This is a genomic window from uncultured Kiloniella sp., from assembly GCF_937128705.1.
Classification (GTDB): domain Bacteria; phylum Pseudomonadota; class Alphaproteobacteria; order Kiloniellales; family Kiloniellaceae; genus Kiloniella.
Genome location: NZ_CAKZMP010000219.1, coordinates 1 through 11,415 on the forward strand (window position 1 = coordinate 1; position 11,415 = coordinate 11,415).

Here is an 11,415-nt window from a genome sequence, read left to right on the forward strand (position 1 = left end):
TCAAGCAAACAAAAGGGATGGGGAATAGATTATGCACGACTATCAATCGGTAAATTCACCTATTATCAGTAATAACGGTAATTTTTATTTTCAACCAAGTTTGGAATGGATCAACTTTATCGACCTTTTTTGTGGAGGTGGAGGCGTTTCAGAAGCATTTAAAATTGCAACGGGTCAAGAGGTAAAAGTAGCCGTTAATCACAATACCCCCTCAATCAAAATGCATGAAGTGAATCACCCCAACACCCGACATTACCTAGAAGATTTAAGGGAATCAGACCCCGTAACGATCACAGAGGGGAAAAAGGTACACGGTTTGTGGTTATCCCCTGATTGCACTCACTTTTCTTTAGCCCGTGGCGGCGTTCCAATAAGAAAAAAAGAACGCGGGTTAGCTTGGATGGGAATTAAATGGGTTGGTAAAATCTACAAGCATAATCCTGATAACATTCCAGATGTTCTGTACTTAGAGAATGTTTCCGAATTTGCAGATTGGTCAAGATTAATCGCTAAACGGGACAAAACCCAACCAGGTAAGCGTGTTCTTCGCGTCGACGGTTCAGTTCCGTTGAATGGCGAAAGAACCCCGGTTGATCAACAAATAATGGTCCCAGATAGAAGTAAAAAGTATAAAGGTCGTGGCTTTAAAAATTGGTGCAAAGCACTTAAAAAATATGGATATATAATTGAGTTCCGAAGAAAGGTTGAAGCCAGCCGTTACGGTGATGGTACAAGCAGAACTAGACTTCTGGTCATAGCTCGTAGTGATGGAAAACCAATTGTCTGGCCCGAAGCAAGCCATGGTGAGCCTGACTCAGAAGAAGTAAAAAGCGGGACATGGAAAGCATGGCCAATTGCTGCTGATATCATTGACTGGAATAATCTCGGTTATTCAGTATTTCTTTCTTCAGAAGAAGCAAAAAGTATCCGAAAAAATGGCGGCCCCAATATCAAAAGGCCGTTGGCAGATAATACCCTTAGACGTTGTATTGTCGGCCTGCATAAGTTTGTGGCAAAAAACCCCAAACCATTTATAAAAGAAATAGAAGGCCCCATAATTGCGCCTGTAGTTGGCACTATTGACCAGCAGTCCAATAAATCCGGCGTCGCTCCCCTTACTAAGCCTTTATCAACAATCACCCGTAAATCACGGCATATGCTCGTTTCGCCCGTCCTGGCGAAACATTACGGGGGGGTAATCGGGTGTGATGTTAAGCAACCAGTTCCTACCCTCACAAAGCGTTCAACGCAAATACAGCCAGTTTGCGCTGTATTGGCTAGAGACTTTGGCAAAAGTAACGGAGCAGATATAAAAAGCCCTGTTCCAACCCTGACATCAGGTGGATCAGGTAAAACAAGAGTTGTTTCCGCAACACTCGCAAAGCTGTACGGAACATCTACAGCAGCACCCATAGAAAAACCAGTTCCGACTATCACAGCAACCGGCAAAAACTTGATGCCTGTAGCTGCTGTGATGACAAAATATTACGGAAACTCAACGGCTCAACCCGTAGACAAACCGATTGATACACTTACAACAAAGGATCGTTTCAACCTAACCGTTGCCCAATTTCAGAGGGGTACACAGGCTGAAGGTGCTGAGAAGGTACGCGCTTTAATAGATAAGCACATTGGGCTTGATATATGGGATGGAACTGTAGTTGTAGACGGTGAGCGTTGGGTGATTGTTGATATTTTAACTCGAATGCTAACCCCAAGAGAGCAGTTCACCGCCCAAGGATTTCCTGCAGATTACATTATTGATCGCGACATTGATGGCAACCCCATCACTGCAACCGAGCAAACCGCAAGGTGTGGAAATTCTGTTCCACCCAACATGGCAGCAGCACACATCAGAGCCAACCAGACACAGGCTTTCTCTCCTATGGGGGTGGCAGCAGAATGACAATAATCATAAACCCCGGTGATTGTCTGGAAATCATGCAAGACATGATTAGTCAGGGTATCCAAGTAGATGCCGTGGTCTGCGATCCACCCTATCACCTTACAAGCATCGTAAAGCGTTTTGGTGGTCAGAATTCAACTGCTGCAAAAGCAGATGGTGCAACGGGAGTTTTTCGGCGTTCATCAAAAGGATTCATGGGCAAAGAATGGGATGGTGGTGATATCGCTTTCAGAAAAGAAACCTGGGATCTTTGCTTCGAACTTCTAAAACCGGGTGGTCAAGTAATCGCATTCTCCCACTCAAGAACATACCATCGCATGACTTGCGCCATTGAAGATGCTGGCTTTGAAATTCGCGACCAGATTATGTGGCTTTACGGCACTGGCTTCCCTAAATCGCATGACGTTTCAAAAGGCATTGATCGCATAAAGGGAGCGACAAGAAAAGAAACAGGGCAAATCAACAGAAGTGGCCGTGAACGAAATGTATATGGCGATTATGCTGGCATTTGTAACATAACAGAACCGTCTACTGATGAAGCCAAAAAATGGGATGGCTGGGGCACAGCTTTAAAGCCAGCTGTTGAGCCAATCTGCCACGCACGAAAGCCGATTTCTGAAAGTTCTGTTGCTGCAAATGTCCTTTGTCATGGAACTGGTGCAATAAATATAGATGCCTGTCGTATTCATAGCGAGGACAGTGAAGCCAAGGAATACACAATCAAACGAACAGCATCAGGTTCAGAAATTAACAAAACAGGTAATTGGAAACAGGAAAAAAAATATTCTGGAATAACCAAACCCGGGCGGTGGCCTGCAAATGTAGTTCATGACGGTAGCCCAGAAGTTGAAGCAGCCTTTGCAGAGTTTGGTAATAACAAAGGTGGCTTTGCAGCTGTTAAAGGAGATGAACCAAGTTCTGTTACAAAGGGCATTTTTGGTAAATATGAAACACGATTACCAAGCACTTTTTACGATGATACAGGCTCGGCTTCCCGTTTTCTTTATAGCGCAAAGGCCGATAAGGAAGACAGGTGGGGTAGCAAACATCCAACAGTAAAACCTGTTTCATTGATGCGCTGGTTGATCAGACTAATAACGCCACCAGGCGGTACAATCCTTGATCCGTTTGCCGGGTCTGGATCAACAGGCGTTGCTGCCATCGCTGAAAATGTTAACGCCTACCTCATTGAAAAAGATCCTGAATCTCTCTCCGATATCAAAGCCCGAATTGATCACTATCAAGGTGATGGTGGTCATTCATCCAGCGCCAAAAACAGACACTCAAAACAAACGACTGAGGGTCTACCCCTCTTCAGCGGGGACAAATCATGACGATCAGAAAATGCCAGTACCCGATGTGGGGTAATAAATTACCAAAACCAACAACTGATGAACATTTCTGTGGCAAGCCCACAAAGCCCGGTTCGTCTTACTGCCCCCACCACCATGCTCGTTGTCATGTAAAGCCAGATTCACCTGAAGAACGACATGTGAAAAATAATTTCCGGGCAGCTTACAAATGGAACCACTTCAAACAGGGAAGCAGATAATGATAAAAAATCACAAACACTATTCGCCCTTGCCTTGGACCTATCACAATCAGGCTTCCAGAATCACAAATTCAGGGCGGCACGATTATATTGAAGATGCTATCGGTAACATCGTGGTAAACCATATCGGGCATATAGATGGCCCATTAATCTGCGATGCAGTTAACAGGTTAAAGCTTCTGGAAGTCAGTAACGATCTACAGAAATCACCTATGGATTTATCTGCTGAATTGATGGCTGCTTATGCAGAGGATTTAAAATCCTTTCGGCATTCCACACCTTTATTAAAAAAAGCGGCTGAGGAAATCGAAAAACTTAATTTGGCATTGGCTCAAAATCGATTAGATCCGGTTATTTTTGTAAATGATGGCAAAGAACCCGACTGGGATCATATGAATTGTCCGTCTTGTGGTGGGTCCGGTCATGTCGATGATGCCACAACGCCATGGCTCCCGATCAAAGATGCACCGAAAGACGGTACCAGAATTGATATCCTTATAAATGCCATAGGCAGAATTCCAGACGTTTACTGGGGCACTTGGGATGGATGTGAACCAGAATACACAGGATGGTTGAGTTACCCCGGCACACCTGTGTTTGGGCCTAATGAACCACCATCACGGATAACTCATTTCATGCGCCATCCCAAACTGCCTAAGCAAGATTTAAGCGATGTCCTTGCCCATGCATTAAAAGAAGCGGGGGTTAACTAATGAGTACAAGAGAAGCATTTGTTCTATGGATCATACTCATAATGGTTTTTTTCAATTTCATAGAGTTTCTTGTTTTGATTAATATTCTGAGTGAACTCTAATGTCTGAAACTGAAATAACAAAAAAATGCCTTCTGGATCTATCCAAACAAGACGGCGTGACTGTGTGGCGAAACAATACAGGTGCCCTTAAAAACCAATCAGGGCAATTGGTACGTTTCGGCCTTCCCGGTTCCGGTGACATTCTTGGACTAAAAGCAACAAAAATCACCCCCGAAATGGTTGGGAAAACCTTTGGTCTGTTTATATCGATCGAGACAAAAACGAAAACAGGCAAGCAACGCGATCAGCAAGAACGGTTTGAAGAAATGGTGATAAAACACGGCGGCATCTATGTGGTTGCAAGATCACCAGAACAAGCTGTTGCCGGGATAAGTGAGGTAGGAAATGAGCAACAAGATTGACTTTGCCCAAATCAAACAAGCGGCCATTGCTTCCTTGCCTAACCTGCTAAACACATGGTTGCCCCAAGGGCGTCTTGATGGTGTTGAATATAAATCTATAAACCCGACCCGTGCAGATTCAAAAGAGGGCTCTTTTTCTATCAATGTTGAAACAGGGGTATGGGGAGACTTCGCCAGTGGTGATACTGGTGGCGATCCTATTGACCTGTACGCCTATCTGTTTGGGATGGAAGGCGGCGAAGCCGCACGGGAACTTGCAAAAGATTTAGGCCTATCATCGGGCAACAGCAAAGACCGTGACATATCACAGCGGGCCAATGTTGAAACCAAGCCTAAAGCACCAGTGCCAGAACCAATATTTCCTGTACCAGATACAGCACCACCATTAATGCAATCCAGCGGTAGAACCGTTCCCCTATACAACCCCAAAAAAGCTGGCTCCATGAAGGAATTTACCAGCTTCAAACCAACCCTTGTGCACCCCTATCGTGACCGTGAAGGCCACCTGTTAGGCTACGTTATCAGGGTGGATATGCCAGATGGGAAAATCACCCCACCTATAACGTTTTGCAAATTACCCGATGGTTCTGAAAAATGGTGTCTGAAAGGTTTCCCAGAACCCCGCCCCATTTACGGGATGGAACAACTCGACGCCAAACCAGATGCCACAGTTATTCTGGTCGAGGGTGAAAAATCGTGTGATGCTGGTATCAAACTATTCCCATCTGCTGTGGTCGTAACTTGGCCCGGCGGTTCAAAATCATCTGCTAAAGTGGAATGGTCCGCTTTGTATGGTCGTAAAGTAATAGCTATCCACGACAACGATAAGCCAGGCATTGATGGAATGGCAGGGTTCTGGAAAGTAAAAGAAAACCGCCCTCCCCAATTTGTTAACGGCGTCCAGCAACATCTGGCAGGATTGGCAAAGCTTCTCATAGTGAGTCCGGAACCAGATCGAGAAGAAGGCTGGGATATTTGCGATGGTCTAGAAAGTGGTTGGTCACAAGACGACGCAAAACAGTGGTTGGATGCTCGTATAAAAAAAGCCGTTGAACGCGGTCCAATCGTTCCCCACAAGCCAGAACCACCTAAAGACGATGAACCACCACAGTTAGAGCCAAACGACTATGGCCCAGAAGACAGTTATGGCGACATGACGGGTTATGCTGAAACCATGTCTTATGACCCGCCTGAAGACGAAACCCCTTTTAGAATTCTAGGGCATAACCGTGGGAAGTATTACTATCTATCAAACTCAGCCAGTCAAATCGTTGAGCTTTCCGCGACAGGCCACAACAAATTAAACCTGCTGCAAATAGCCCCAATGGATTATTGGGAAAGCCATTACCCTAAAAAAGGTTCACCCGATTGGGATATGGCAGCTAATGCACTTATAAACATTGCTCATAGTGTTGGTATATTTAGACCAGAAGAACACCGTAGAGGCCGAGGCGCTTGGCTAGACAATGGACGGGCCGTGCTCCATTTGGGTGACGTGCTCATTGTTGATGGACAGCCCATGTCACCCATTACAATCAAAAGCCGTTACACCTATGAAGGTGACACCAGCCTTGGCATAGAGCCAAAACGGCCAGCCACCAACAAAGAGGCACATACCGTAGTTGAAATATGTAATGCTGTTCAATGGGAAAATGACCTATCCGCTACCTGCCTCGCTGGGTGGATGATTATTGCCCCGGTATGTGGAATGCTAAACTGGCGGCCGCACATCTGGATAACAGGCCCGTCCGGATCGGGAAAATCAACGGTAATTACAGATATTGTAAGCAATATTGTTGGCCCTATGGCCTTAAAAGTAGCCAGTAAAACCACAGAGGCCGGTATTCGCTATGGATTAGGTGCAGACGCCCTACCAGTCATATTCGATGAAGCAGAAGGCGAAGATTTTAAATCCGCGGAACGAATGCAAGCCGTTTTAGATCTTGCACGGGTCGCATCTTCTGACAGTGGAGCAAAATTATTAAAAGGGTCTGCAAACGGTACTGTTCAACAGTTTCTTACCAGGTCGATGTTTTGTTTTGCTTCGATCAACAACGCAGTTCAACACTATGCCGATGAAACCCGTGTCACTCTCTTGTCACTACGTCCAAATAGCAACAAAAACGAAGAAGAAAGACAGCGGAACGAAGAAAATTACAGCCGCCTTCTCAATCTTATCCACTCACAATTAACGCCAGAGTTTGCAGCAGCCCTCGTCATGCGATCCGTTGCGAATCTAAAAACCATTAAAAAAAATGCAGATACTTTTGCCAAAGCAGCTGCCATCGCTTTGAAAGATCGGCGTGTCGGTGATCAGATCGGGGCAATGTTGGCAGGTGCCTACCTTTGCCACTCAACTAAGGTGATAACGTTTGAACGCGCTATACAATGGATAAAAGAACACGACTGGAGCGAGCATACCTCGATCGACGCTGAAAGTGACGAGAATAGGTTATTGCACTACATACTTGAGTATGAATTAACGGTAAATGCCGGGAACGGTTCTCATTACAAGCGAACAGTCGGTGAACTAATAACAGGTGCTTTGGATGATCAGGATGATGAAAATATACCATCGGATTTAGCTGATAAAACACTTCGCCGTTATGGTATTCGTGTGGATTCGCCGTCACTTACAGGAGACACTTCAGGTGGAATTAAGTTTTCTACAACATCAAATCACTTAAAAAGAATGCTCAAAGAAACACAGTGGTCTGCATCGTTCAGAACTACACTTATAAGGATTGAAGGGGCGCGGAAATCTGCCAATAACGTGCGTTTTACAACGGCACTTTCCACCCCTGCGATTATACTGCCAATTACACTTTTTCAGTGAATATGATTAATTTGACACAAATTTGTTATTGCAATCCTAAATAATTGCATACAACATTAACTTGCTCTTATCAGTTGCATGACAGGTAAGGGGGGGTGGTTTCTGAGGCCACCTTACCTGGTTTTTTATACACGCAAAAACCACGTCAATAAGTATTTAACCCATATCAGCCCTACCCTGTCACAGGCCAGCGACGGGCAAGGATTAACTCGGAGTAGCGTGTGTGATCAATACTGAAATTGCCGACATATTATCCCTAGAACTTAAGCGATTGAACCAATTAGCTAATAAAATACACCAAAGCAGTGTAATAGATGAAATTGAAACGACTGCGACTAATATAGAGTATGCATTAAGGCTCATAACGCCTGACATTATGGTAGATGCTCTTATAAGTTCGATAGAGAAAGCTGATAAAAAAGCAGCATGAAAATAAATAAACACCCTAGAGTTGTTCAAAAGAAATTTTGTATCCAGTGGCAGGTGTAGCTCACCTATGCAACTGGATACCTAATCAATCCAACAATCCATATCATCAAGCCCCATTTCTGACGGCTCTATATCACCCTCATTCTTATAAACGACCTTATGAAGTTTTGGCCCAGTCACACCGACCATACCGCCAAGGCCATCGCGGGTTTGTTTTTCCAAAAGCAGATAAGCGTATTCGAGGGCTGGTCGCTCCATGTCGTTCTTGGCAATCTTCTCACGCTTCACAATCCGGCCTGTGTGATCATAGACGGTGAATTTGTAGAGGCCGTGCTTTTGGACGGTGATGTAAGAGTCGTGCGTCATAATAAGAACGTAATAAGAACATTCTTTCTGGTCAACACCACCCCGACCGCTTACCGCCGTCATAGGGTCGCCCCAAACCAGAAGCAATCAACAGCTCTGTCAGGCTACGACCATCGGTCAGGTACACATCTGCAACGACACGACCCGCATATTTGCCACGTTTGACGTTTTTCAAGATTACAGATTCGCCCAACACATCACGAACGTAATCACGAGCTACGATTGCGGCTTGCTTCTCAGCATCGCATTTACCTCTAATCTCTGGTGTGTCAATGCCATTAACGCGAATAGACACAGCCATAGTCATTCCGGGCCATGGATAGGCTTGAGCCTTGAAGGTATCACCATCGTAAACGGATATAACATCAGCGGGGACGGATAGGCCGTCTGCGAGTGCGGGAGATATAAATAGGAAGGGGATGAATGAAAGGTATCTATGCATCACATATTTTAACATTTCGTAACTAATTTAAAAAACTTCTATTTCAGTATTGACACTCAGGGCCAATGGCCCTATAGTATTTATATCAGCAAGGGCAATGAAGCCCGCCAAATGGAGATTGATAAAATGACGAAGTTTAAAGCTAACACAACATACACACTCTGCTTTATCGGTGATACTGATGTCAAAGTTGATATGACGATCATTAAAAGAACAGAAAAATCAATCTGGATTAAAAACCCACGCAACAAGAGCGAAATCATCAGGAAATCAGTTAAAGTCGGATTTGACGATGTTGAATACATTCTTCCATATGGAAACTGTTCAATGTCACCCAGTCTGCCAGCTGATAAGCCAGCTTAAATAACATAGGGGCTTCGGCCCCTTATCAATGTCAGGAAAAGAAATGACGCCTATAGAATTTAAAGCCGCACGTGAAAGGCTAAATTTAACGCAAACACAATTAGGAACAATTCTCAATGTGAACCCAAGAACTGTTCGCAAATGGGAACAAGAAGACGGGACGCGACCACCTAACCCGATTGCCTGTAGGGTCATGGAATGGCTGGAAGCGGGATTTGTGCCGCCTGAAATTGAATAATAATTGAAATTAATTCAACAACAAGTATTGACAAATCGGCCCAATGGGCCTATTGTGTTTATATCAGCAAGGGCAATGAAGCCCGCCAGATGGAGATTGATAAAATGACTAAGTTTAAATTAAATATTACTGATGACGAAATGCACACCATTCTAGACGCGCTACTTCCCCTCTATGAAAACGTTGACCCAATTGATTATGAAGATGATGTTGGCCCTGCAATTGAGGAAGCAAACATTGAAATTACCAATTGGATACCAGTGCGCGAGTTAATGCATTTCTTAAACTACAAAGCGGGTTTTATCCGTGATGAAAATGAAATGCTTTCTGAAAAATATATCTTTTCTGGCGATCCTGATAACCGAATTTTTGGTCGCCAGCTTTTAAAACCTGAAATACAGAATTAATTTAAAGACCGTGATTAATGCCTAAAGTTATGCGTCAACTTAAACGTCCACCGACATTATAACGGTGTTTATACCGAATTATAAATTATAATGCCGTTTATAAACGTCCACCCACTTATAATTATAAATGCACCATACATTTTTCGCGCCCAATTTATAAACGGTTTTCGACACCTAGGATTGTTTTAATTTATAACTATCGCGCTTAAATTGAAATGTATGTGAATTTTCTCACACCCCATACAGGCGAAAATACAGAATATATCTTTTAAATCAATACTGTATGGCTGTATGCGTTTTTCGCACTTTTTACAGCCCCTTATACACGTAATACACATGATACACGTCACATATATTATAATTACATTTATATCCCCTCTCATACGTATTCATATACTATAATATATATACATTTATTAATTATTATTATTATTATATATAAAACAGTGGGTTAGACGTATAAAACAAAACTCACAGCCATTCACAGAATTTGAAACAATCAAAATAACTCAATAATATCAAAGCTATTAAGTGAATATACACTATTTAACGGCACTTCACGTTTGCCGAATCTACCGCTTATCGGCATAATCCCCGAATGAAACCGTTTGTGGATATAGAATTCAAAACATCAAAACTAGAAAGAAGCTTTGACCATCTGAGACGAAAGCAGATGCCATTCGCCATGGCACAAGCACTGACACACACAGCACAAGACGCCCAAACCGATACAGCAAAAGCTATGACAGGGGCTATGGCACTTAAAACCAGCTATCTGACACGTAAAGGCCAGCTATCCATTACCAAGGCACGTAAAAGCGACGGACTGCACCGCATGGCAGCAACAGTGGGACACAAGAACTGGTCAATGGCAGAACAGATGGGTGAAAAGACTACGATACGACGCCCCAACACATCAAAGTACCTATACAAACCAATCGGTGTGAAGAAGACCAAGACAGGTAAAATTCCAAGGGCTCTACACCCCTCACGGGTCTTCAAGAAGAAGAACGTATTTCTCTCAAAGACTGGTAACAGCGAGGGTATATATCAACACTATGGCCCCAAACGATCTAAACGACGACTGCTGTACATCCGCATCAAGTCTCAAACCATACGCCCAGCCATGTCATTTAACGACGGTGTGAAGAAAACCGCCAGTAGACGCCTTAACAAGAACTTCGGCAGAAGCATGTCAAGAGCATTAAGGACAGCAAAGCATTGATATACAACACATATCATAGGTTCTTCCTAGGCCCCCTCACCTGCGGGTCACAGCAAGATGGCAGAAAGTGGCTAATTCGCAACTTTAATTCATCAATGGTTATTACGGGTAACTTATTGTTTCTAATTTGGATATAATCAATGAGCCAAGGCAAAACCAAAAAAGATAAACCAGGTGAAATAGTCACTCTTGCAAGGCTTGCCAGTTTGCTGGGATGCACAGACCCGACGGCTAGAAAACACATCAAGGACGGAATGCCGATTGAAGAGTCCGGACAGTCAGGACAAGGGTATAAAATTGATACGGCCAAAGCGGTGCGCTGGCTTGTCGATCGAGCACGCAAAGTTGCTGGTGGTGAGGTTAGCCATTACGACGCTGATAGAGCCAGAAAGATGGCAGCTGATGCCGATAAATCCGAAATGGAACGGGATGTTATGCGCGGCGAAACGGTCGAGGTAAACGTAGCTGTAGCGAT

14 protein-coding genes are annotated in these 11,415 nt (G+C 43.9%); 12 read left to right on the forward strand and 2 right to left on the reverse strand.

The window, feature by feature from the left end:
• The first annotated feature begins 31 nt into the window (after positions 1–31).
• The 7 genes from Q0241_RS11485 (at position 32) to Q0241_RS11515 (ending at position 7,900) form a co-directional block, all read left to right on the forward strand.
• Positions 32–1,906: a DNA cytosine methyltransferase gene (locus Q0241_RS11485; RefSeq protein WP_299377473.1), complete on the forward strand. Its 1,875-nt coding sequence runs from the start codon at positions 32–34 to the stop codon at positions 1,904–1,906.
• Entirely contained in the window at positions 1,903–3,240 is a 1,338-nt protein-coding gene (locus Q0241_RS11490) for a site-specific DNA-methyltransferase (protein WP_299377475.1), read from the forward strand. Before Q0241_RS11485 ends, Q0241_RS11490 begins: the two co-directional genes overlap by 4 nt.
• The gene (locus tag Q0241_RS11495) at positions 3,237–3,458 is read left to right on the forward strand and encodes a GcrA family cell cycle regulator (RefSeq protein WP_299377477.1); all 222 of its coding nucleotides are present in this window, start codon (positions 3,237–3,239) and stop codon (positions 3,456–3,458) included. Before Q0241_RS11490 ends, Q0241_RS11495 begins: the two co-directional genes overlap by 4 nt.
• Positions 3,458–4,171, forward strand: a complete 714-nt coding sequence (locus tag Q0241_RS11500; RefSeq protein ID WP_299377479.1) for a hypothetical protein — start codon at positions 3,458–3,460, stop codon at positions 4,169–4,171. Before Q0241_RS11495 ends, Q0241_RS11500 begins: the two co-directional genes overlap by 1 nt.
• 100 nt (positions 4,172–4,271) lie before the next feature.
• A complete protein-coding gene (locus tag Q0241_RS11505; RefSeq protein ID WP_299377481.1) occupies positions 4,272–4,634 on the forward strand; it encodes a hypothetical protein in 363 nt (120 codons plus the stop codon).
• Positions 4,618–7,470, forward strand: coding sequence for a hypothetical protein (locus Q0241_RS11510; protein WP_299377483.1), 2,853 nt, complete (start codon positions 4,618–4,620; stop codon positions 7,468–7,470). Before Q0241_RS11505 ends, Q0241_RS11510 begins: the two co-directional genes overlap by 17 nt.
• A gap of 223 nt (positions 7,471–7,693) precedes the next feature.
• On the forward strand, positions 7,694–7,900 hold the full coding sequence (locus Q0241_RS11515) for a hypothetical protein (protein WP_299377485.1): 207 nt from the start codon (positions 7,694–7,696) through the stop codon (positions 7,898–7,900).
• A gap of 80 nt (positions 7,901–7,980) precedes the next feature.
• On the opposite strand, the gene Q0241_RS11520 is transcribed toward Q0241_RS11515, so the two are convergent.
• Both Q0241_RS11520 and Q0241_RS11525 read right to left on the reverse strand, forming a co-directional pair.
• Positions 7,981–8,328 carry a hypothetical protein gene (locus tag Q0241_RS11520; RefSeq protein ID WP_299377487.1) on the reverse strand — a complete coding sequence of 116 codons (348 nt, stop codon included), beginning with the start codon at positions 8,326–8,328 and terminating at the stop codon, positions 7,981–7,983.
• Positions 8,297–8,707 (reverse strand): thermonuclease family protein, encoded by a 411-nt coding sequence (locus tag Q0241_RS11525; RefSeq protein ID WP_299377489.1) that lies wholly within the window; start codon positions 8,705–8,707, stop codon positions 8,297–8,299. The genes Q0241_RS11520 and Q0241_RS11525 overlap by 32 nt, the downstream gene beginning before the upstream one ends.
• A 126-nt stretch (positions 8,708–8,833) precedes the next feature.
• Here Q0241_RS11525 and Q0241_RS11530 point away from each other — a divergent pair, with 126 nt between their 5' ends.
• The 5 genes from Q0241_RS11530 to Q0241_RS11550 form a co-directional block, all read left to right on the forward strand.
• The gene (locus Q0241_RS11530) at positions 8,834–9,070 is read left to right on the forward strand and encodes a hypothetical protein (protein WP_299377491.1); all 237 of its coding nucleotides are present in this window, start codon (positions 8,834–8,836) and stop codon (positions 9,068–9,070) included.
• A 43-nt stretch (positions 9,071–9,113) separates the two neighbouring features.
• A complete protein-coding gene (locus Q0241_RS11535; RefSeq protein ID WP_299377493.1) occupies positions 9,114–9,308 on the forward strand; it encodes a helix-turn-helix domain-containing protein in 195 nt (64 codons plus the stop codon).
• 104 nt (positions 9,309–9,412) lie between these two features.
• On the forward strand, positions 9,413–9,715 hold the full coding sequence (locus Q0241_RS11540; protein WP_299377495.1) for a hypothetical protein: 303 nt from the start codon (positions 9,413–9,415) through the stop codon (positions 9,713–9,715).
• Positions 9,716–10,325: 610 nt separating this feature from the next.
• Positions 10,326–10,940, forward strand: coding sequence for a hypothetical protein (locus Q0241_RS11545; protein WP_299377497.1), 615 nt, complete (start codon positions 10,326–10,328; stop codon positions 10,938–10,940).
• Positions 10,941–11,080: 140 nt separating this feature from the next.
• Positions 11,081–11,415, forward strand: a 335-nt coding sequence (locus tag Q0241_RS11550; RefSeq protein WP_299377499.1) for a terminase small subunit, incomplete at its 3' end; no start/stop codon positions are given.